This window comes from Paenibacillus sp. FSL M8-0334 (assembly GCF_038000405.1).
Classification (GTDB): Bacteria; Bacillota; Bacilli; order Paenibacillales; family Paenibacillaceae; genus Paenibacillus_AQ; species Paenibacillus_AQ campinasensis.
In genome coordinates this window covers 86,493-107,731 of record NZ_JBBOCH010000001.1, presented here as the reverse complement: position 1 = coordinate 107,731, position 21,239 = coordinate 86,493, and the positions used below count along the sequence as shown (strand labels likewise).

Genomic DNA, 21,239 nt, shown 5'->3' with positions numbered 1-21,239 from the left:
ATGACGGTAATGGATAACAAGCGCAATCCGGCGCTCAATGTGGATAGAAAAAATCGCAGAAAAAAAATGAAGGTCGTTGTGCAGGTATTCCTGCTGGTGCTGCTGACCGCTATTTTGGTCAATGCCGTATTTGATTTGAAAACCTACAGCGAGCCTGACCGGGCTAGCTGGGATCAGACAGAAGGCTTTATTGCCATCTCCTATTTCGGAGTTGGGCGGAGCGGCTCGTCCAAGCTGGTTGCCAAGAGCCAGCTTAATGATCATCTCAAGGTGCTGCATGAACAGGGATATGTGACGATTTCGCAGCAGGATATCATCGATTTTTATGAGCGGGGCAAGCCGCTGCCCAAGCGGGCGTTGTTCCTGTCGTTTGAGGACGGCCGGAATGATTCCGCGCTGTTCGCCCAGCCTATTCTGGAAAAGTACAACGGCAAGGCGACCTTCCTGTCCTATGCCAACAAAATGGGGGCCAGTGAAGGAAAGTTCCTCCAGCCCAAAGAGATGCTGAAGATGGAAGAAACGGGTTTCTGGGAGCTCGGGACGAACGGATACCGGCTGACGTATATCAACATTTTTGATAAAGACGGCGGGTTCATCGGCGTGAAGGACGAGAACGAGCTGACGGACAAGTCGGATGTGGAATACTACAATCACTATCTGATGGATTTCATTCGCGACGAGAATATGATTCCGACGGAGAACCGGCAACAGATGGAGGAACGCATTGGCGCTGATTATGAGCTGATGCGGAGCGTGTATACCGAATCGCTCGGTTATGTGCCGGGCACGTATATGATCATGCATGCCAACGCGCTTGACCAGGGGATGAACAATCTGGTTCGGGACGCCAATGTGTCACAGATTGAAGATTTGTTCAAGCTGAACTTCAGCCGCGAAGGGAGTGCCTGGAACACGAAGGACAGCGGACCGCACAACCTGACGCGGGTCCAGCCTGCTCCTTACTGGTCGACCAATCATCTCCTGATGAAGCTTCGCAAGGATACCGGCGAGCGTCTGCAGTTCGTTCGCGGTGATGAAGCGCTCGCGGAGAAATGGAGCCTGCTCGACGGAGCCGCCGAGTTCGCGGGCAGCCAGATCATCGTCACTTCGCCTCCGTCCGGCAAAGGGACGGTGTATCTGAACGGCAGCGAGCAGGCGGCGTTTGATGCGACAACAACCGTCTCGGCAACGCTGCTCGGCAACGTCGTTGGAAAGCAGTCGATCTACATCCGGCATGACAGAGCAAAGTCATCATATCTCCGCGTACTGCTGGACAATAACGTCATTCGGCTGGAGCAGAAGAAGGAGGGCGAGCTTCCGAAGGAGCTGTTCACCTACAAGCTGTCGGATGTGAAGTGGGGCGAAGAAGATCTCCGATTTGATAAAGCGACGGTCTATTCCAAGGCACAAACCCAGTCCGGCGCCCGTCAGGATGAGCCGGAATACCCGATCAATATTCCGGGCAAGCGGCAGCTGGAAGTTTCGGTTACCGGCAATTCCGTACGCATTATCGCGGATCAGCAGGTCATTCTCGAGCGTTTGTCCATCGACCCTTCGATCCGCACTGGCGGCGTAGCCCTTGAAGCGCAGTATCACGAGCAGAATGAGAAGGATGACATTTATGATGCGATATTTGATCAGGTGACGGTGACCACGGAAGAGCTTCCGGATCACAAGCGTACCGTGCTGTTCACAAGCAAGCAGACCGGGATGAAAGGCGCGGCGGTGAAAGCAAGAAACATGTTTGACACCGTAGTGGATTGGGCCATTGATAACTTCTGATAAGCAGCGCGAAAGGAATGGTCCGATGAGCAAGCAGGCTATACGATGGGCTGTTGCCGCAGCTGCTCTGGCAGTGTGCATATTGGCCGTGGTCTTTGTCATATGGGGTGGAGAACAGCGAGGAGACGCCGGGGAGCCTGTAGGCTCATCGGCAGCTTCGATTTCGCTGTCCGCCTGGGTCACCGACTGGCAGTGGGAGGCAGGTGCGGAGGATTTGCAGCTTCTAGGCTCCCAGCTGGAAAGTGTTCGTTTTTTTGCGGCTTATTATGATGCGTCGGATGCGCTCCATTTTACGCCGGCATTTGCAGAGGGGCTGCCCCGCGTGCGGGAGACGGCCGTGGAGGCGGGAATACATGGCATGCTGCTGACGATTGTCAATGATTACTTCCAGGACGGCGGTGTGATCGTACAGAAGGACCCCGGGCTCGTATCCCGCCTAATCTCTTCGGAGGAGTCGCGCAGCCGCCATATCGAGGAGATCGCTGCGACAGCGGTAAGGTACGGATTCTCCGGGGTGGAGATCGATTACGAAAAGGTGCAGCCGACAGACTGGAGCCGCTTGTCCCGATTTTATAAGGAATTGTACGAGCGTCTGCGGAAGGAAGGACTGAGCCTGCGGGTGGTGCTTGAGCCTGGCGCAGATCTGGATGCAATGCGGTTGCCGGAAGGGCCGTCCTATGTCATGATGGCCTATAATTTGTATGGCGGTCACAGCGGGCCCGGACCGAAGGCGGATCATGAATTAATCCGGAAACTGGCGGGCAAGCTGAACGGTCTTCCGGGGGAGCATGAACTGGCGCTGGCTACAGGCGGGTTTGCCTGGAGTGAAGACGGCAGCGTTGTTGCCGTCACCGAGAAGCGGGCAGGAGAGCTGGCGGAGCTGAGCGCAGATGATCCGAAGCGGGATCCGGATAGCGGAGCGCTGTTTTTTGAGTACAACGATGAGCAGGGGGCGAAGCACACGGTATGGTATGCCGATGGTATTACGCTTGCGGGATGGATCAAGCAGGCGGAGGCTGCGGGCATTTCGGATATCGTGTTGTGGCGGCTGGGTGAACTGGACCCGGAAACGCTGCGGATACTGGCCGAGGACTCGTCAGGATGGCACGAAGCGGGTGATGAAGGAATGTAGCGTTAACCGAATGACACCATTGCTCGGTTACACGCCAGCCTGGACAAGGCATCCCGGACAAGACATCCGTTTTAAGGGTGGAGTTGTCCTCCGCCTTGAGGCTGTGACAATAACATATGTGGTGCTACACGCCCCGATCCTTTCTGCCTGAGCAGGAGTGAGCGGGGCGTTTTGTTATATCATCCGCTATCCATTAGGCCTGTCGCATGGAGCTGTTCAGGTAGTGAATTATGCCTATAGCGTACTGGAGCTAGATCGGATTTCTGTCGAAATTCGGTTTATCCAGCCATATCAGCCCAGGTTCATGTCGTTATTTGTCATAACAAATTTCGGGAGAATGATACTAAAGTAACGTTTTTTCAAGGGATATTGACGGTAAAATGAGTTCTCACTAGAATGTGTTATAACAAATATGAGAGTCGCAAAAAAATGGTAGTACAAATTAAGAGGCGGAGGTGATCGCGCATATGGTGGATAAGGATGCGTTGTTCTTCCCATAGAAACCATCCGGTCACAGGAGATTGGCCTGCTTGAAGGCAGGCGGTCGATTTCATGATTCCATGCACAAAGGAGGTCAAATTCTGTATGAGCGTCCCGCTAAAACCGTTAAACTCGGCGTCCGCGGAGCCGGCAACAAGCCCGGGGAGATGGACATATGCGAAGAAGCAGCTGAAACGAAATCTCGGGCTGTACATCATTATTACACCGGCGGTGCTCTATTTTCTGATCTGGCATTACTGGCCGATGTACGGCGTGCAGATCGCCTTTAAAGATTTTATGCCCGGGTTAGGCATCTGGAACAGTCCATGGGTCGGCTTCGATCATTTCGAGCGGCTGTTCAATGCTTATTACTTCTGGACTATCTTAAAAAATACACTCGGGATCAGCTTGTACGGGCTGCTTGTCGGCATACCTGCACCGATTCTGCTTGCGCTTCTGTTCAACGAGCTGCGCAGCCGCAAATTCCGCTCCTTCGCCCAAACGATCTCCTATGCGCCTCACTTCATCTCGGTCGTTGTTGCGGTCGGCATTCTGTTTTTCTTCATCTCTCCAACCAACGGTGTCTTTAACTCCATTCTCGTTGCACTCGGCGGTCAGCCGAAAGATTTCCTGGCCGAGCCTTCAAACTTCTGGCATCTGTATGTATGGTCGGGCGTATGGCAGGGCATTGGCTGGTCCTCGCTCATCTACAGCGCGGCGATCTCCGGCATTTCTCCAGACCTGTATGAAGCGGCCTATATGGACGGGGCAAGCAAGCTCCGCCGCATCTGGCACATTACGCTTCCCGGCATCATACCGACGATTGTCATTCTGTCGATCCTGAGTGCCGGCGGCATTATGAGTGTTGGCTTCGAGAAAATTCTGCTCATGCAGAACGCCATGAATCTGGAAACCTCGGAGGTCATCTCCACTTATATGTACAAAAGCGGTTTGCTGAATACGCAGTACAGCTTCTCTGCAGCCGTCGGGCTGTTCAACAACATCATTAACTTTATCATTCTGATCATCGTGAACGCGGTGGCCCGGCGAGTGGGCGAAACAAGCCTGTGGTAGAAGGCAAAGGTCATTCAAGAAGGGAGTGTGAGCCGTGCTGCTGAACATCAAGCGCACACCGGGGGAGAAGCTGGCCGATGCGATCCTCCTCGTGCTGGCGATCCTCATTACAATTGTTATTTTGTACCCGCTGCTGTTTGTGTTGTTTGCCTCGTTCTCTGATCCGCGTCAGCTTTGGGACAAGCCGCTGCTGCTGTATCCCGCGGGCTTCAATCTGGACAGCTATGCCAAGCTGTTCGAGAACAGCGAAATCTGGCGGGGCTATGGGAATACGCTCCTGTATGCGCTGACCGGGACCGCGATCAATATTGGGATGACGGTGCTCGGCGCTTATCCGCTGTCAAGAAAGCGCTTTTATGGGAAAAGGCTGTTTACGATGCTGTTTGCTTTTACGATGTTTTTTGGCGGAGGCCTCATTCCGCTCTACCTGGTCAACAAGCAGCTTGGCCTGCTGAACACAATGTGGGCACTTGTTCTGCCCGGCGCGATCAGCGCCTACAACATGATTATTATGCGCACCTACTTCCAGACCCGGATTCCGGATGAGCTGGAGGAGAGCGCGTATGTGGACGGGTGCAATGATTTTCAGATGCTGTACAGGATTGTGCTGCCTCTGTCGATGCCGATCATTGCCGTCATGATTCTGTTCTACGGTGTAGGCCACTGGAATTCCTATTTTGATGCGATGATTTATTTAACGGACCGAGAGAAATTTCCGCTTCAGCTTATTTTGCGGGAAATTCTGGTCCAGAACGATTTCAAGGAGATGGCCGGGATATCGGTGGGCGCGGAGTATGCGGACCAGATGATGGTGAAGGAAGGTCTGAAATATGCGATTGTGGTCATCTCTGCGTTGCCGCTCTTGTTGCTGTATCCGATGCTGTCCCGTTTTTTTGAGAAAGGCATTATAGTGGGTGCAATTAAAGGCTGAGGCCGGATTCATCACCGCCGGTGCGCCAAGGCTGCGCTTGCCTCATGATCATGAACGAAAGAGGGGTTAAGAGAATGATGAGAACAAGATGGTTTGCTTTGCTTGCCTGGACAATATCGTGTGCTCTGCTGCTTGCGGCATGCAGCGGCTCGGACAATACGGCAACGCCGGAGCCGGGAGAGACGGACGATCCGGGAACGATTACGCTGAAAATGGTCAAGCGCGGATACACCGACGTCCATCCGCCTGCAGACCAGCTGTGGATGTGGCAAAAGTATGAGGAGATATCCGGCATCCATGTCGAGTTTGAAGAATTGGCCGGCTCAGCGGTCACGGAGCGAAAAAATGTGATGCTCGGCTCGAATGATCTGCCCGACGCCTTCTACCGGATTGCCTTCGGCACAGACGAGCTGATGAAATACGGCAAGCAGGGGCTGTTCATCCCGCTTGAGGATCTGATCGAGGAGCATGCGCCCAACCTGCAAAAGCTGCTGAATGACAATCCGGACATTAGAGGCGCCATCACGATGTCGGATGGGCATATCTATGCCCTGCCTTATGTTGATTTCTCGAAGGCGTTCAACTCTGTCCGCCTGTATATCAACAAGAGCTGGCTCGATGAGGCCGGGCTGCCGGTGCCGGCAACGACGGAGGAATTCCGTCAGGCGCTAAAGACCGTGCGGGAGAAGGATCCGAACCGCCTCGGCTGGGTTCTCGAAACGCAGTATTGGACATTCCTGGAGAGCTTCCTGGCCGGCAGCTTCGGCATGGGCGAGGGAGGTGCCAAGGCGTTTGGCCAGTATCTGTATAAGGATACGGACGGTCAGGTGAAAACGACGTTTAATGATCCGAAATACAGGGAGCTTCTGCGGTATATGCATGAGCTGTATCAGGACGGTTCGCTGGCGCAGCAGAACTTCACGACCGGCTATGATTACGCCAAATGGTCCACCGACGGCGCGAATAACCTGATCGGCTCCTTCGTATGGGAGGGACCGGGGTATATCGGCAAGGAAGCGTCCGAGCACTATGTCGGCATCAACGCCCTGGAAGGTCCGAACGGGGATAAGGTGGCTAGTACGCTGGGGCCGCCGGCCAAAGGCATCTTCGGTTTTATTATCACCAATAAAAACAAGTATCCAGTCGAAACGATCAAATGGATTGACTACTTCTACGGGGAAGAAGGGATTAACTTCGGCACCTTCGGCCTGGAAGGGGAAACGTATGAGATCGTGGACGGCAAGCCGAGATACAAGGATGAAATTTTGAACTACAAGGGCGGTGTGCAGCTGGGAGCATTCCAATATGTAGACAATGTATATGGCGCTTATTATCCGTATGTCGAGCCGGACGATGACTTGCGGATGGCTGCGAGAGGCACGACGGTGGAAAATGAGATTAAGGCCGATCCTGCCGAGCTGGACGAGCTGGCGCCGAAGGAGCTGTGGCCGGATTTTGTGCCAACCGACGAGGAAGCGGGAACAACGAGCGCGATTCTCACCGACATCAACAAGTATATTGAAGAGATGCGCGTGAAGTTCGTGACCGGCAAAGCGAGCCTGGATACGGATTGGGACACCTATGTCTCCACCTTGGAGAGGATGGGAGCAAGCAAATATTTGGACATCAAGAGAGCGCAGTATGAGCGGTATATAAATGTAAAGTGAGCCATGATTGCAGGGAGGCAAGCTGCCCCTCAGTTTACACGGCAATGCGGAAAACGCTATAATTTACTATAACAAGGATGCAGCGTCGTCCGAATTTTGCAAGTGTTAATACCGGGAGAGATACTGAAAAAGAGAACCGTAGATGGGATGAGAACGAAGTTGACTAAAGACAATAAACCGCTGTACAGCGTGATCATGGATCAGTTGAAGTCGGAAATTTCATCGGGCCTGTATCGTCCTGAATCCCAGCTGCCGACCGAGGCAGAGCTGAGCTCTAGATTCGGAGTCAGCCGCATCACGACGCGCAGAGCGCTCGATGAACTGGAGCGGGACGGATACATTTACCGGATCAAGGGAAGCGGCAGCTTCGTCAAGCCCAGAAACCGGGGACAGGAGAACAGAGCTGAGGGAACCGGGAAGATGATATCGCTGATCCTGCCGTCAGAGGATGACCGGGGGACGATGGGGTATATTCGCGGGGCCTCGGACTGGCTGAACGCTAACGGCTACTATTTGAGCATCCATCAAAGTGATTACGATTCGCAGAAGGAGCGCGATCTGCTGGAGATGCTGACCCGAAAGGGCATCGCGGCCATCATTTTATATCCTCGGAATGACCAGACGAATTACGATATATTGCATCGGCTCTGTCTGGACGAGTATCCGATCGTCACGATAGATAAATATTTTGAAAGCTTGCCGCTCGGGGCTGTCGTATCCGACAATTTTAACGGCTCTTACCAGGCGGTTTCGCGGCTGATAGAGCTTGGCCATCGCAAGATCGCTTTCCTGACCGCGGTGACGATTGAATCGACCTCCTCCGTCAGAGACCGGTATTTCGGTTACTGCCAGGCGCTGAAAGACCACGGCCTTCCGATTGACAGCCGCTATATCCGGCTCAATATGAAGGGATATCGGGAGCAGGTCGGAGGGGAGCGGTTCTATAAGGAGCTGCTGGACTCGTACAGCGCGGATGGCGTGACGGCGGTCCATACCGAAAATGATCTCATTGCCGCATCGCTGCTCAATTTATGCCTGGACAGAGGCATCCGGATTCCGGAAGAGTTCTCGATTATCGGCTTTGACAATAATCCGGTAACCGAGCATGTGCTTATCCCGCTCACGACGATTGAGCAAAATTTCTATGAAATCGGGCGTCAGGCTGCCGAAATCATTGTCGAGTGGCTGGAGAAGGGAAGACAGACTCCAGGCCGCGTGCTCGTTCCGGTCAAGCTGGTGGAGCGAGGAACCACGGCCTTGGCCCCGGAGGGCAGCGTGGTCGAATAGCGATGGAGCGCCATGCTGCATAATGACTGCTGATAGCGGATGTCCCCGCTGTCAGCAGTCTGTTTGTGTTCCGGGAGACACTTGGTTCATGATGTGATTCATCATAAGATGAATCCAGATCGGCTTCATCTCGGCCCATTCCGCGACAAGGCTGCACGTGAAGCCTCGGCACAAGTAATGGGCTTCTATGCCATAGGCACACCGCTCTTCACGATACAGCCGAATGCCGTGCCGGCGAAGCTGCAGCTGGATGCGGCGTCTGTGTTCCGTTATGTCCTTCTTCACTTCATCCAGGCTGTGGATATACAGGCTGGACAGCTTCAGATCGAGGGTGCGCAGCGTCCGGAGATCCCGGTTCGCACAAGCGAGCAGCACCGAGTAAGTGACATAGTCTCGAACCAGGGCGGCGTCTTCCTCCGATGGAGGGGGAGGCGTCTTGGATAGTCTTGTCATAGCGGCACATCCTTGATTCAAGTGATGTAGATGCAGCGTGATACCTTATACATATACAGGAACATACGTTCCTTTTCTTTCATCTTAGAACTTCATCCATTGAAAAACAATCCACAAATTCTGGTTCTTCCAGGGATGTTGAGCGCATTCATCTGTTATAGTTACGGTAATCGCATTGTGTGATTCATGGCTCCATATCGTTATGGAGAATTTCGTTGTCTTTAGCATAAACCTACGCGACAAAGGAGTGTGATCGGGAATGAGACTGAACAAGGGAGAAATTTTGTTTCGGCAAGGGGATAGCGGGAAGTATTTATATCGTATCGAAAGCGGTCTGTTCAAGGTCACGCGTCTGCACGAGAATGGCAATATGGTTCTTTTCAACATTTTATATCCGGGTGAAACGGTTCCTCATCATTCGCTCATCAGCCCGAAGGAAACGCATGGAACCGCTACGGCGCTGATGCAGAGCGAAGTGGAAGTGATCCCGGCGGAGACCTGGTACCGAGAGCTCCGGGAAGATCCGGAGAAACCGCTGGAGGTGGCGCGTCTACTTCAGGAGAAGCTGCGCTTTATGCAGACCCGGCTGGACCACTTGACCGTGGGCACGCCGCAGGAGCGGCTGACACTGCTAATGCGCTGGCTGGACGAGCACTCCGACGGCAGGCATCTGACCGAATATTTGACCCAGGAGGAAATCGGACAGCTGATCGGCGTACGGCGGGAAACGGTTAATCGGCTGCTGCGTTCACCGGAATTTAACGAACGGGGCTAGGCAGGCTTATGCTGAATCATAAAGAGGCTGCCATCCCAGCGCGCAGATGCTATGTACGCTGAGCGGAGCCTCTGAAGGAAAACAGATTATTGCTCGATCGTTCCGGCAGGTCCAAAAAATTCGTAATGCGCCCGATCCGCAGGCACGCCCATCGCTTTCAGGTGGCTGTATACGGCGCGCATGAACGGCACCGGTCCGCAGAAGTAGAAGTCGGAGCCCGGATCGGTTGTTTCCTGCAACAACTCAAGGTCAATGTAGCCTGTCTTATGGCACTGGTCTTCCTGCTCTGGAGATTCATAGATCACGTAAGAGCGGAGCTGCGGATGCTGGACAGTCAGTTGCTCAATATGATCGCGCATCGCGTGCTGGCTTCCACATTTGGCGGCATGAATATATACGACTGGACGGGACGGCTGCTTGGTGAGCGCCGTTTCCAGCATGCTCACCAGCGGGGTCAATCCAACCCCGCCGCTAATGAGAACCAGGGGCAACTCCGAATCGGAATTTAAGGTGAAGGAGCCGGCTGGCGCGCTGACTTCAACGACCGTTCCTTCCTCAGCCTGGCGGTGAAGCCAGGTGGATACGACGCCGGCGCCTTCGCCATTCACCCCGTCCTCGCGTTTGACTGTAATGCGGTAGTAAGGCTTTCCGGGAGCCGTGGACAAGCTGTAATGCCGCAGATGAGAATACGAGTCTCCCTCTGGCTTCACCCGCAGTGTAATATACTGTCCGGGTTCGTAGCTCGCGATTTCCCCGCCATCCTCCGGCACGAGATAAAATGAGGTGATCAACGGGCTTTCCGTCACTTTCCGATCGATGACAAAACGCCGAAAGCCGGACCAGCCGCCAGGCACACGGGCTGCCTTCTCGTACATTTCCGCCTCCACGCTGATGAACGCATCAGCAATCACCTGGTAGGCATCCGCCCAAGCATTCAAAATTTCAGGTGTCGCCGCATCTCCCAGCACTTCCTTCATCGCCGCAAGCAGGGTTGTGCCCACGATGGGATAATGCTCCGGCAAAATGCCGAGCGCGCGATGCTTCTCGCCGATCTGCTTGACGACAGGCACAATCTCCTCCAGGCGGTCAATATGCGCTGCGGCGGCATATACGGCGTTGGCCAGCGCAGTTTGCTGACGCCCTTGGCGCTGGTTCGCATGGTTGAATATGTTCAGCAACTCGGGATGATTGTCGAACAGTCTTGTGTAGAACACAGACGTAATCTCGGTCCCGTGAACTTCGAGTACCGGCACGGTGGATTTGATGATTGCAATCGTTTCTTTGTGCAGCATAACACGGCCTCCCTTTTTTCCAGATACTGTTTCTCGTGAATAAGCATTGTAAATCATTCGTATGTGTCAAGTATAGGGATGGCCCGAACATCCATTTGTGATTATCGTCACACTGGATTTTTCGAATATGTGAACGATGCTGGTCGTATACATAGAGGGAGCATGAGCCATGAGGGGGAGCCGGCGTGTATTTTACTGCTTGATTGCCCAAATATCTCCAGCCCCTGTTTAGTCGGCCTTCACTTTGTGGTATAATACAATTGGAACTTGGCAAACAACTAAATAAAGAAAGGATCAGGATACCATGTGTCCCCGAAGGACAATTCCCCAAAGGACGATTTGGAAACGTTATGATCTGTCATACACATAGCTTCCTCCGTAGAGCGATGTCGGACGTCTGAAGACAAGGACGGTCTCTACGAAAGGAAGGATAGGATGATTATCCGAAGGATGAGCTCCTCCAGGATGCCTGTGCGTAGAGATGGGCCTTTGTCTGACCAATCTACTACGACAAGAGGGATCCTGTATGAGGAAAAGACAAGACTTCATTATTGAAATGTCAGCGATGTTATTTGGTACGTTATTAATGGCTTTTACCTACTATCATATTAATTTTCAGAACCATTTATCCGAAGGCGGATTTGTAGGCCTGGCACTGCTGGGCAAGTATGTGCTGGACATTCCGCCAGCGCTCGGCATGATTTTGCTGGATATTCCGGTGCTGCTGGTTGCCCTGTTTTTGAAGGGAAAGAAGTTCATCATTAACACGGTCGTGGCAGCGGCGATGTTCTCTTTGTTCTATGCGTTGATGGAGCGTTATTCGACCCTGGTGATCGATCTTCACCATAACCTGCTGGTTGCGGCTCTAATCTCCGGTGTGCTTACCGGCTTTGGAGCGGGAATCGTTCTGCGTTATGGCGGTGCTACGGGCGGGGATGATGCGATCTCCGTACTGATCAGCGAATGGAGCGGACTTAAGGTCGGTACGGTCATTCTGATCATGGATGCCGCGGTGCTGCTTCTGTCGCTGGCGTATCTGCCGCTGATGGAGACCATGTTCACCATTCTGGCGGTTACGATTGCAGGGCAGGTCATTTCGATGACGGTCGCTTATGGCCGGGAGAAGCAAGTCGCGAAACCGAAGCCGCTCAAGCCGATATTCAAACGTGCAACGGCCCGGCGAGCTGCTGTTGCCGCCAAGCCTGGCAGCGCCCATCCCGTGAGCGGGAGGTCGGTGTAACCCTTGAATCATAACCGAATCGGAAATAACAATAAGCGGTCACTCGTGAGTCTTATCACGAATGACCGCTTTTGATTATTCAAGCTGCGCATGGTCGTAAGTCAGCAGCCGCTTACGCATCTGGTCCCCCGTGCGGGTACTCGCGTTTGTCTTGGTATAATCAAGATGAATCCCGGTTATTCCTCGTCCTCCGGATGGTTCTCGTCCCATTCCTGGGCTTTGGCAGTGGCGATGGCAATCGCTCTGCCTTCCTCGTAGTTTTCCTCGAGCAGCGCGTTGGCGATCTCAACCGCCTTTTTGCGGACACGCGGCTTCAAGTATTTCATGGACGGCGGATAATCATTCGCACTCCAAGGCATGGATATCCCTCCATTTCAGCATCGATTTCAGCAGCTGCTTCGTTACAGACCTATTACCCGTGAGAACATGGGCTTAACCGACCTAAGCCAAACTTCGGGCGACCGAGGATAAGAAAGCATCCAACAGCAAGTTAGAAGGCGAGCGCGGCATACACAACAAAAAAAAGAAGGGGAGTTATCCCCTTCTCAGATTGTCGAGAAACCCTGCACTTTTTTCAAAGTACAGGGTTTCTCCCTTTTTAAGTGGTCACTTCAAGAGGGGAAATGGGGGGATTACCCCCTGTTTTCCAGGCGATCCAAGTGGATCGCCATCTTCTTCATATTCTGCACGGTTGCTGTCATCAGAGCTTGTTCCCTGACGTTTTGCAACCCGCGCAACCGGCAATAGCGAAACCCATGGAGCTCTTTGGCATCCGCGAAGCTTCGCTCAATCGTTTCTTTTCGTTTTCGGTATAAATACTTACCGGATCGACTGAGCCGGTTGTTTCGTACCCATTCCTTGCTGTCTTCCCAGACATGGCGCGTGACGACCTTGCGGTGATTCCGTGAACGGGTACATTGCTCCAGCATCGGGCAAGTCTTGCAGTGCTTCGGGTCGGAGGCATATTGCCGGTATCCTTCTCGATTCGTGGTGCGATACAACAATTCATGCTGGAGCGGACAAATATAACGGTTACGCTCGGCATCATAGGTAAACTTCCACTTCGGAAACAAGCCTTGGGTCGGATGAAATCTCCGGTGAGCAATCACGCCAAAGATCCCCCGTTCCTGCAATCCTTTGCAGATGGGGGTTGTTAAATAACCTGAATCCAGGGCAACGGCTTCAACTTCAAAACCAAATCGCTCTCGTTGGCGATCCAAACGCGACAAATACGGTACAGAATCATGAACGTTTCCCGGCGTGACGTGGACATCGGTAATCAGATTGTATTTTAGATCAACGGTCCGGTGATCTAAATAAAAGAATCCTTCCGGTTTGCCATCGCGAATCATATAACCGCTATCCGGGTCGGTTTTGCTCACCTTGATTTCTTTCTTCTCGACCACATCCTCTCTGGGTTTTAAAGCTTTTTTCCATGCGCCTTCCGGTCGGCTTCTACTGCGCCATTGAGTTCGTCCATGTAATCTCGTGTGTTTTGTAGAACCTGCTGTTTGGTGTACTGGTGTTTGTTCGCATTGGCCTTCACATGCGTGGAATCCGAAACCAGGACTCGTCCGCCGACCATGCGATGCTCGATTGCCTGCAGCACAATCTCATCGAAGATATCTTGAAAGATAGTAGTGTCTTTGAAACGAGTCCGTCGGTTCCAGCTAATGGTGGTATGGTCCGGAACTTTGTCTGTCAATCCCAAACCAAGAAACCAACGGTATGCCAGATTTGTCTGAATCTCGCGTTCCAGTTGACGTTCTGAACGGATGCCGTAAAAATAACCGAGGAAAATCATCTTAAATAACACGACAGGATCGATGGCTGGTCGCCCATTATCAGCACAGTAAAGCGGACGGACCTTTTCGTCGATGAAAGAGAAATCGATATACTTGTCCACTTTACGAAGCAGATGATCGTGGGGAACCAATTCTTCAATCGAAACAAACTCGTAAGCCTGCTGTTTTTCTCGGTTAGAACGCAACATATTTAACACCCTTCCGAACAGTTTATTTACTAAATATTATACAATATTAACGCGGTGTCGTGTTGAACTAAATACACAAAAAAATAGCTGTCGAGACTTTCTCGACAGCCTGAGAAGGGGAGTTATCCCCTTCTTCAGCCGAATATCAGGCAGTTGTAGAATGGCTCCGCCTTTATTCAAACAGCATTAAATATTGTCCATAGCCTTCCTTCTCAAGGTCCTCCTTCGGCACAAACCGCAGCGCGGCAGAGTTAATGCAGTAGCGCAAGCCGTCCGGACCCGGGCCGTCGTCAAAGACATGACCGAGATGGGAGTCGGCGCGGCGGCTGCGAACCTCGGTACGCACCATCATGTGGCTGAGGTCGATCCGCTCTTTAATGACATGATCCTGAATGGGACGGGTAAAGCTCGGCCATCCGCATCCGGCATCATATTTATCCAGCGAGCAGAACAGCGGCTCGCCGGAGACGATGTCCACGTATATTCCTTCGCCTTCATGATCCCAGTATTCGTTCCGGAATGGAGGCTCGGTAGCATTGTTCTGGGTTACCTCATATTGAAGGCGGGAGAGACGGCGTTTCAGCTCGTTCTTGTCAATCGGCTCACTCCAGTGGGATTCGATAAAATCCTCGCGCCCGGAGCCTTTGCGATACCGCTTGTAGTGAACGGGATTTTTCTTGTAGTAGTCCTGATGGTATTCCTCTGCCTCGTAGAACGTGCTGGCCGGCAGGATCTCGGTCACGATCGGCTTGTCAAAACGTCCGCTTTGTGCCAGCGCCTGCTTCGATTGCTCCGCCAGCTCGCGCTGTTCATCGGTATGATAGAAAATTGCGGTGCGGTAAGAGGCGCCCCGGTCATAGAATTGGCCGCCTGCATCGGTAGGGTCGATCTGCTGCCAGAACAGCTCCAGCAGTCGCTCATAAGGAAAAATGTCCGGATTGTAGGTGATCTGGACAGCCTCGTAGTGGCCGGTAGTATCGGAGCATACCTCTTCATAGGTCGGATTCTCGGTATGGCCGCCAGTGTAGCCGGATACGACCTTCACGATGCCGGGCAGCTGATCGAACGGAGAGACCATACACCAGAAGCAGCCTCCGGCAAATGTCGCCAGTTCATTCGTTGAGTGATTCATATTATCCCTCCATAATAGGGTTAGAATTTAAACGCTGTGCATTATATTATAAATCATTTGGTTCCATGAAGCCAAAAAGGCAGGAGGAAAGTTTCATCTTCGGCTGCCTTTCTTTTGATAGGCGATCATGAGCAGTGTGGACAGCAATATGATGATGGCGGCCACAGTACCGAACAGCGCGGGGTTCAAGGACAGGCCGTGACCGAGGTAGGCATAGATGAGAATGGACGGGATTTTGCCAATGCCAGAAGCGATCACATAAGTCCAGAAAGGGACAGGCGCCACCCCGGCATAGATGTTGACGGCCGTCTGCGGGATGACCGGCAGCAGCCTCGCGATGATGACTGCCCGAAATGGGTAGGTCTGCACCGCCTTGGTAAACGAGGCCAGAGCCGGATACCGCTCGATCAGCCTGTGGCCGGAGTCGCGGTACACCACTCGGGCTACCGCATAAACCACGATGGCTGCGATGGTGGTGGCGACCCAGGCGATAACCGCTCCCCCCATCGTCCCGTAGGTATACCCGAGCACGGCGATGACCGCCTTGTACGGCATCAAGGGAAACAGAGCGAACACCGTTGCAAGCAGCATCATCAGTGGAAATGCCGGGGACTGCTCCAGCCAGATGAAGATGTCTTGCCTGTATATAAAGGCGATAACGAGCACACAGAGATAGACTGCAGGAACGAGCCATTTCATGATCATAATTTCCTTTCTTGCTGAGCTGGCGAATATATCTATCATACCAGAAAAGAGCCGCTGCCGTCCGTTTACGTACGGGTTGAAAATATGCAGTCCTGGCCCCAAGAAAGAAGTGGTGCTCATGTCAAAACTTATATATACAACATGTTGGTCATGTGCTATAATGTGTCCAGCCGAATAGTTCCCAAAGGGGAGTAGCTCCAGCAGTAAAGTCGTCATTACGAGTTCACCGAACTCCGGCTTTACTGGCAACGAACCAGTTGTTTAGCGAGACCTTTGCCTGCATTTATTTATTGATGAGGTAAAGGTCTTTTTTGCGCTTATAAAACGTTGTTGAACTGCTTAGAAAAAGGAAACAACGTTTTTGCATGGTGGACGTCGGTATCAGGAAAACATATCGATATCAAGAAAGAAGGAGTGAAGAAGCATGGATATCATGTCAGTAGAATTTTGGACCGCGCTGTTGTCCATTATCCTCATTGACCTGGTGCTGGCAGGCGATAACGCGATCGTCATCGGTCTGGCTGCACGCAACGTTCCGAAGGAAGACCAGAAGAAGGTCATCATCTGGGGAACGGTCGGCGCCATTGCCGTTCGTGTCGTTGCGACGCTGCTTGTTGTATATCTGCTGATGATTCCAGGCTTGCGACTTGTTGGCGGTCTGGCATTGCTATGGATTGCCTACAAGCTGATGGTGGATGAGAAGGATCATGAAATTTCGGCAGGGAACCAGATGTGGGCAGCCATTCGGACCATTATTATCGCGGATGCGATGATGGGTCTGGATAATGTGCTTGCGGTTGCCGGTGCAGCGGGCGAGAGCTTCCTGCTCGTTATTCTCGGTCTGGCCATCTCGGTGCCGATTATGGTATGGGGAAGTACAATTATTTTGAAGCTGACCACACGTTATCCGGTAGTCATTACGATCGGTGCAGCCGTTCTGACATGGACCGCTTCCAAGATGATCGTAGAAGAGCCGCTCATTCATCACTGGTTTGCAAACAACGTGTTGAAGTATGGATTTGAAATTATTGTCGTTATCCTTATTATCGGTCTAGGCTTGTGGACGAAGAAAAAGAATGATGACAAGCAAAAACGCAAGCCTGTGCAAGTGAAGATGGCGGATTAATCCGCGGGTTTTGTCTCCTGGCGAAGATACCGTTATAATGTGCTCATGAGGAAAGGGTCAACATGCGGTTGATGCTGGGTCAATCCGCATCCTTCCCTGCGCGCTTGGAGCTGCACGCGGGTGAAGCCCTTGGATACATGAGGAGGAGACCGATCATATGGATTCAGAATCAAAATCCCTAGAAGAGCGGATTGTGGAAAGCTACAGGCAGGATGAGGATATGATGATCCTGGTGTTCGCCCAGTGGTGCGTGAATCAGGGGCTGGGCCCTGCGGAGCTTTACCGCAAGGCATATCCCGATCAGCCGGTGAATGAACCGTTGGCCAGAGCGCTTGCGCTGACTGTGCCGAAGGAGGAAGCCGGGGATATTGCGGATCATACCGTTCTTGGCGTTTTGTCCCTCTACGGGAATGACGATCTGGCCGCGGTGGTTACCGAGGCGATGGAACAGATCGCTGCCGCCCGCAAGAGCGGTACATAGAAGGCGGACGGCTTGCAAAGACTGTGGGTAACAGTCGCTTGCGAGCCGCTCTTGTATTCTGAGGTAAAGCATGCTGTTGAGGCATGTCTGGATTCTTCTTTAAAAGGATCTTTGTAAGGAATATGGAGATATGGAAGTGAAGGGAGCGCGTTAGAGGATGCTAGTCTTTGACCTGTTAAGCTGGTGAAGCGTCATCTGAACTATCGCGTGAATCCTAACAAGCCCGGAGGAAGGAGTGGATCCTTGCCCGGGCTTGTTTAGTAATAACAGTCTGATGCGGTTCACTCCACTGTTGCCTTTGGAACTGCTGCCTACGCCTATGCGATTATCGTCCGAAGCGGCATTCGCACAGCGGCAGACACAGGCGCTGTTAGAATGTGCAGCTAAAGTCAGACTCTAAGCATCAGCTGCTCAGGTAGGCGTGCGGCTGGCCATGCGGTATTGTTTGGGCGATACGCCGAATCGGGACCGGAATACCCGGTGAAAATAAGTATAGTTGGCAAAGCCCGACGTCTCCGCCACATCTTCAAGCGAGAGCGGGCTGAATACGATCCGTTCCTTGGCCATGTTCAGCCGCACTTCCATCGTGTACTGCATGATGGTGGTGCCAAACGCCTCTTTGAACAGATGCACTGCCCGGGAGACGCTGATGCCGACATGCCCGGCGACATCCTCCAGCTTGAACATCGAGGAGGCGTTCTCTTCAATATAGTTCTTCATGCGGTATGCCAGATAGGTCTTCGGCGTTGTGGATGGCTGCTCGGACAGCAGCCGGTCCACCTCAAGACACAGAATCCGGACCGTATAGTCGGCGATCTGGGGATAGGGGTTGGTGATGCGCCGCTGCTCCAGCACGAGCGAGCGAAAATGGCTCAGGTAGCGTTCTTCCAGCGGCATCCGGATTTTGGCCGGGCGCTTTAAAGCGTTCCACCATGCATCAACCCAATCGCCTTTGATAAAGATATGATAATCGCCGCTTTCAATCGTCAGTTCTCCATGGGCGTTAAGTTCATCGTCAATCTTAAGCTCGTAAGGCTGACCGGGACGGCATATAAGCAGATCGCCGGGCTCGATATGGACAAGTTCGCCGTCGATGATCGCACGGCAGCGTCCGTTGGTTTGAAGCCGCATTAAGTAGGAGTCAAAACCGTCGGGGAGCGTCATCTCAAAAGGCTTACGGTGAAAGGAAAAATCTGCTGCGACGACTTGGCTTGTAAAAGATGGTTCCATGACGAAATGTCTCCTTCAAAAAAGAAAATAATGACCAGATAGTTCATGTTTCAATCATATTATTCATTTTAAACGAAAGCGTTTCAGAATACCATGGTTACTAGACCGGGCATATCCAATGGGTCAAGGAGTGACAACGATGACAAAAATGAAAGCAGGCATTATCGGCTGCGGCAATATTAGCGGCATATACTTCACCAACCTGAAGAACAGCCCGTGGGTTGAAGTGATCGCGTGCGCCGATCTGGTTATGGATTACGCAGAAGCAAAGGCCAAGGAATACGGCATACCGGGCGTATGCACGGTAGAAGAGATGCTGGCGCGTCCTGACATTGATCTGATTATTAATTTGACGATTCCGGCCAGCCATGCAAGTGTCGATGTAGCGGCGCTTGAGGCCGGGAAACACGTATACAGCGAAAAGCCTCTGGCGATCACGCTTGAAGAAGGACGAGAGGTGCTGAACAAGGCAGACCTGAAAGGGCTGCGCGTCGGCTGTGCGCCGGATACGTTCCTCGGCTCCGGCGTCCAGACAGCCAAGGCAGCCATTGAATCCGGGCTGATTGGCCGTCCGATTGCGGCGACCGCATTCATGATGGGTTCCGGGCCGGAGGCCTGGCACCACAATCCTGAATTTTTCTATGCGCCGGGCGGCGGGCCGATGCTGGACATGGGGCCGTACTATCTGTCGGCTTTGGTCGAGCTGCTGGGTCCTGCAAGCCGGGTGAGCGCATCGGCAGGCATTCAGATTCCTGATCGCAGCATAGGCTCCGGTCCGCTGCAGGGCAAGCCGATTACGGTGCAGACCCCGACGCATCTGGCAGGCACGCTCGATTTCGAGAACGGAGCGATTGCCACGATGATTACCAGCTTCGATATTTTCGGCGGGTCTTCGCTGCCGTGGCTTGAGATTTACGGCACGCAGGGCACGCTCAGCCTCGGCGATCCGAACTACTTCAATGGTGAGGTTAAGCTGCGCAAGCAAGGATCCGATGAATGGCAAACGCTGGATCCTGTGTTCGAGTGCGGGCAGAATGAGCGCGGGCTCGGCATTAATGACATGATTGAATCGATCCACAGCAACAAGGATCATCGCGCAAGCGGACGCCTTGCGTACCATGTGCTGGAGATTATGCAGTCGTTCCAGCAGTCGTCTCTGGAGGGCCGCCATATCGTGCTGCAGAGCACTTATCATTACGGCAAGCTCCCGGCTCCGCAGCAGGCCGATTTGGGCTAATCCGCCAAGCAGAGGGAAGCATGACACAAGATGGTGTATATGCACGGCTGTTCAGTAAAAGATACTGCCTGATAACATCTCCTCGTGAAGCAGGAGCACAGGGAGTGCTTGTCGAAGAAAGTTACTGCCCGGATTTATTGTGGTAATTACAGCAAGGGAAGTTCCCGAATCAATTCGAATCAATTCATGGAAACAGGAGGAGATCCAACAATGAAACTTGGAGTATTTATGGTACTGTTCAGCGGGCGCAAGCTGGAAGATGCGCTTGACTATGTTGCAGCCAAAGGGCTGAAAGCGGTTGAAATTGGAACCGGAGGTTACCCGGGGAATGCGCACTGCAACCCGGCGGAGCTTCTTGAGAATGAAACGGCATTGAAGAATTTCAAAAATGCGGTGGAATCGCGCGGGCTGATCATCAGTGCGCTGAGCTGCCACGGCAACCCGCTTCACCCGCAAAAAGCGATCGCAAAAGATTTTCACGATGCCTTCGTAAAAACAGTTGAGCTTGCTGAGAAACTGGAAGTGCCTGTCGTTAACACGTTCTCCGGCTGCCCAGGTGACCATGAGGATGCCAAATATCCGAACTGGCCTGTAGCTCCTTGGCCGAACGATTACCAGGAAATCCTGGACTGGCAATGGGAAAACAAAGTGATTCCTTACTGGACCGAGTGGGGTAAATTCGCTGCTGACCGCAATGTGAAGATCGGTCTTGAGCTGCATGGCGGCTTCTCCGTTCATACTCCAGGCACGCTGCTGCGCCTGCGTGAGGCTGCCGGCGAAGTGATCGGGGCGAACCTTGATCCGAGCCATATGTGGTGGCAGGGCATTGATCCGGTACAAGCGATTCAAATTTTGGGCCGTGCCGGAGCGATTCATCACTTCCATGCGAAGGACACCAGCATTGATCCAATCAATGTTAACAAGCACGGTTTGACGGATATGCAGTCCTACACGAATATGCTGGATCGCGCTTGGCAGTTCCGCAGCGTCGGATTCGGTCATGATGTGAAGGAATGGGCAGATATGATGAGCGCTCTGCGTCTCGTCGGGTATGATTATGTGGTCAGCATCGAGCACGAGGATGGCTTGATGTCTGTAGAAGAAGGCTTCTCCAAAGCGGTGGATAACCTGAAACAAGTGCTTATCGAAGAGCCGCTCGGAGAAATGTGGTGGGTATAAGTTATTTGATCCGCTGTGCAAGCTAACGACTAAATGCATTTCT

Annotated in this window: 19 protein-coding genes; 12 read left to right on the top strand and 7 right to left on the bottom strand. The window is 52.7% G+C overall.

The genetic code is table 11. The features are described 5' to 3' along the window. From MKX64_RS00530 to MKX64_RS00505, 6 genes are all read left to right on the top strand, one after another. Positions 1-1,782: a polysaccharide deacetylase family protein gene (locus tag MKX64_RS00530; RefSeq protein WP_341035199.1), complete on the top strand. Its 1,782-nt coding sequence runs from the start codon at positions 1-3 to the stop codon at positions 1,780-1,782. 25 nt (positions 1,783-1,807) lie between these two features. After that, positions 1,808-2,914: a glycosyl hydrolase family 18 protein gene (locus MKX64_RS00525; protein WP_095398027.1), complete on the top strand. Its 1,107-nt coding sequence runs from the start codon at positions 1,808-1,810 to the stop codon at positions 2,912-2,914. A 585-nt stretch (positions 2,915-3,499) separates the two neighbouring features. Further along, entirely contained in the window at positions 3,500-4,468 is a 969-nt protein-coding gene (locus tag MKX64_RS00520; RefSeq protein ID WP_095263357.1) for an ABC transporter permease, read from the top strand. Positions 4,469-4,502: 34 nt separating this feature from the next. After that, a complete protein-coding gene (locus MKX64_RS00515) occupies positions 4,503-5,399 on the top strand; it encodes a carbohydrate ABC transporter permease (protein ID WP_341035197.1) in 897 nt (298 codons plus the stop codon). 77 nt (positions 5,400-5,476) lie between these two features. Next, on the top strand, positions 5,477-7,066 hold the full coding sequence (locus MKX64_RS00510; protein ID WP_095263424.1) for an extracellular solute-binding protein: 1,590 nt from the start codon (positions 5,477-5,479) through the stop codon (positions 7,064-7,066). Positions 7,067-7,225: 159 nt separating this feature from the next. After that, positions 7,226-8,353: a GntR family transcriptional regulator gene (locus tag MKX64_RS00505; RefSeq protein WP_341035196.1), complete on the top strand. Its 1,128-nt coding sequence runs from the start codon at positions 7,226-7,228 to the stop codon at positions 8,351-8,353. Positions 8,354-8,404: 51 nt separating this feature from the next. Here MKX64_RS00505 and MKX64_RS00500 read toward each other — a convergent pair whose 3' ends face one another. Beyond that, entirely contained in the window at positions 8,405-8,806 is a 402-nt protein-coding gene (locus MKX64_RS00500) for a hypothetical protein (protein ID WP_095263359.1), read from the bottom strand. A gap of 259 nt (positions 8,807-9,065) precedes the next feature. Between MKX64_RS00500 and MKX64_RS00495 the strand changes: the two genes are divergently transcribed. Further along, positions 9,066-9,581 (top strand): Crp/Fnr family transcriptional regulator, encoded by a 516-nt coding sequence (locus MKX64_RS00495; protein ID WP_095263360.1) that lies wholly within the window; start codon positions 9,066-9,068, stop codon positions 9,579-9,581. 86 nt (positions 9,582-9,667) lie between these two features. On the opposite strand, the gene hmpA is transcribed toward MKX64_RS00495, so the two are convergent. Further along, complete coding sequence (hmpA, locus tag MKX64_RS00490) at positions 9,668-10,873, bottom strand: NO-inducible flavohemoprotein (protein ID WP_341035195.1); 1,206 nt, start codon at positions 10,871-10,873, stop codon at positions 9,668-9,670. A gap of 526 nt (positions 10,874-11,399) precedes the next feature. Between hmpA and MKX64_RS00485 the strand changes: the two genes are divergently transcribed. Then, complete coding sequence (locus MKX64_RS00485) at positions 11,400-12,113, top strand: YitT family protein (RefSeq protein WP_341035194.1); 714 nt, start codon at positions 11,400-11,402, stop codon at positions 12,111-12,113. Between the two features lie 176 nt (positions 12,114-12,289). Here MKX64_RS00485 and MKX64_RS00480 read toward each other — a convergent pair whose 3' ends face one another. The 4 genes from MKX64_RS00480 to MKX64_RS00465 all read right to left on the bottom strand — a co-directional run bounded on the left by MKX64_RS00480 (position 12,290) and on the right by MKX64_RS00465 (position 15,937). After that, a complete protein-coding gene (locus tag MKX64_RS00480) occupies positions 12,290-12,472 on the bottom strand; it encodes a hypothetical protein (RefSeq protein ID WP_095263363.1) in 183 nt (60 codons plus the stop codon). A gap of 273 nt (positions 12,473-12,745) precedes the next feature. Continuing rightward, positions 12,746-14,106 (bottom strand): IS1182 family transposase gene (locus tag MKX64_RS00475; protein WP_095268202.1). Its coding sequence is split into 2 segments (ribosomal slippage): positions 12,746-13,539 and positions 13,539-14,106, totalling 1,362 coding nucleotides; the frame shifts between segments, so codons are not numbered across the junction. Positions 14,107-14,278: 172 nt separating this feature from the next. Next, on the bottom strand, positions 14,279-15,238 hold the full coding sequence (gene msrA, locus MKX64_RS00470; protein WP_155617356.1) for a peptide-methionine (S)-S-oxide reductase MsrA: 960 nt from the start codon (positions 15,236-15,238) through the stop codon (positions 14,279-14,281). A 93-nt stretch (positions 15,239-15,331) separates the two neighbouring features. Next, the gene (locus tag MKX64_RS00465) at positions 15,332-15,937 is read right to left on the bottom strand and encodes a TVP38/TMEM64 family protein (RefSeq protein WP_341035192.1); all 606 of its coding nucleotides are present in this window, start codon (positions 15,935-15,937) and stop codon (positions 15,332-15,334) included. 430 nt (positions 15,938-16,367) lie between these two features. Between MKX64_RS00465 and MKX64_RS00460 the strand changes: the two genes are divergently transcribed. Beyond that, positions 16,368-17,069 (top strand): TerC family protein, encoded by a 702-nt coding sequence (locus tag MKX64_RS00460; RefSeq protein WP_095263365.1) that lies wholly within the window; start codon positions 16,368-16,370, stop codon positions 17,067-17,069. 157 nt (positions 17,070-17,226) lie between these two features. Further along, entirely contained in the window at positions 17,227-17,550 is a 324-nt protein-coding gene (locus MKX64_RS00455) for a hypothetical protein (RefSeq protein ID WP_341035191.1), read from the top strand. A gap of 411 nt (positions 17,551-17,961) precedes the next feature. On the opposite strand, the gene MKX64_RS00450 is transcribed toward MKX64_RS00455, so the two are convergent. Beyond that, positions 17,962-18,780 carry a helix-turn-helix transcriptional regulator gene (locus tag MKX64_RS00450; protein ID WP_095263367.1) on the bottom strand — a complete coding sequence of 273 codons (819 nt, stop codon included), beginning with the start codon at positions 18,778-18,780 and terminating at the stop codon, positions 17,962-17,964. Between the two features lie 139 nt (positions 18,781-18,919). On the opposite strand from MKX64_RS00450, the gene MKX64_RS00445 reads away from it, so the two are divergent. After that, a complete protein-coding gene (locus tag MKX64_RS00445; protein WP_341035190.1) occupies positions 18,920-20,017 on the top strand; it encodes a Gfo/Idh/MocA family protein in 1,098 nt (365 codons plus the stop codon). A gap of 210 nt (positions 20,018-20,227) precedes the next feature. Beyond that, positions 20,228-21,196 carry a sugar phosphate isomerase/epimerase family protein gene (locus MKX64_RS00440; RefSeq protein ID WP_095263369.1) on the top strand — a complete coding sequence of 323 codons (969 nt, stop codon included), beginning with the start codon at positions 20,228-20,230 and terminating at the stop codon, positions 21,194-21,196. Positions 21,197-21,239: the final 43 nt, after the last annotated feature.

What these genes read in the sequence shown, in the direction of transcription:
- MKX64_RS00530 (WP_341035199.1), top strand. Translation starts at nt 1, where the DNA reads ATGACGGTAATGGATAACAAGCGCAATCCGGCGCTCAATGTGGATAGA.
- MKX64_RS00525 (WP_095398027.1), top strand. Translation starts at nt 1,808, where the DNA reads ATGAGCAAGCAGGCTATACGATGGGCTGTTGCCGCAGCTGCTCTGGCA.
- MKX64_RS00520 (WP_095263357.1), top strand. Translation starts at nt 3,500, where the DNA reads ATGAGCGTCCCGCTAAAACCGTTAAACTCGGCGTCCGCGGAGCCGGCA.
- MKX64_RS00510 (WP_095263424.1), top strand. Translation starts at nt 5,477, where the DNA reads ATGAGAACAAGATGGTTTGCTTTGCTTGCCTGGACAATATCGTGTGCT.
- MKX64_RS00500 (WP_095263359.1), bottom strand. Translation starts at nt 8,806, where the DNA reads ATGACAAGACTATCCAAGACGCCTCCCCCTCCATCGGAGGAAGACGCC.
- MKX64_RS00495 (WP_095263360.1), top strand. Translation starts at nt 9,066, where the DNA reads ATGAGACTGAACAAGGGAGAAATTTTGTTTCGGCAAGGGGATAGCGGG.
- hmpA (WP_341035195.1), bottom strand. Translation starts at nt 10,873, where the DNA reads ATGCTGCACAAAGAAACGATTGCAATCATCAAATCCACCGTGCCGGTA.
- MKX64_RS00485 (WP_341035194.1), top strand. Translation starts at nt 11,400, where the DNA reads ATGAGGAAAAGACAAGACTTCATTATTGAAATGTCAGCGATGTTATTT.
- MKX64_RS00480 (WP_095263363.1), bottom strand. Translation starts at nt 12,472, where the DNA reads ATGCCTTGGAGTGCGAATGATTATCCGCCGTCCATGAAATACTTGAAG.
- msrA (WP_155617356.1), bottom strand. Translation starts at nt 15,238, where the DNA reads ATGAATCACTCAACGAATGAACTGGCGACATTTGCCGGAGGCTGCTTC.
- MKX64_RS00465 (WP_341035192.1), bottom strand. Translation starts at nt 15,937, where the DNA reads ATGAAATGGCTCGTTCCTGCAGTCTATCTCTGTGTGCTCGTTATCGCC.
- MKX64_RS00460 (WP_095263365.1), top strand. Translation starts at nt 16,368, where the DNA reads ATGGATATCATGTCAGTAGAATTTTGGACCGCGCTGTTGTCCATTATC.
- MKX64_RS00455 (WP_341035191.1), top strand. Translation starts at nt 17,227, where the DNA reads ATGGATTCAGAATCAAAATCCCTAGAAGAGCGGATTGTGGAAAGCTAC.
- MKX64_RS00450 (WP_095263367.1), bottom strand. Translation starts at nt 18,780, where the DNA reads ATGGAACCATCTTTTACAAGCCAAGTCGTCGCAGCAGATTTTTCCTTT.
- MKX64_RS00445 (WP_341035190.1), top strand. Translation starts at nt 18,920, where the DNA reads ATGACAAAAATGAAAGCAGGCATTATCGGCTGCGGCAATATTAGCGGC.
- MKX64_RS00440 (WP_095263369.1), top strand. Translation starts at nt 20,228, where the DNA reads ATGAAACTTGGAGTATTTATGGTACTGTTCAGCGGGCGCAAGCTGGAA.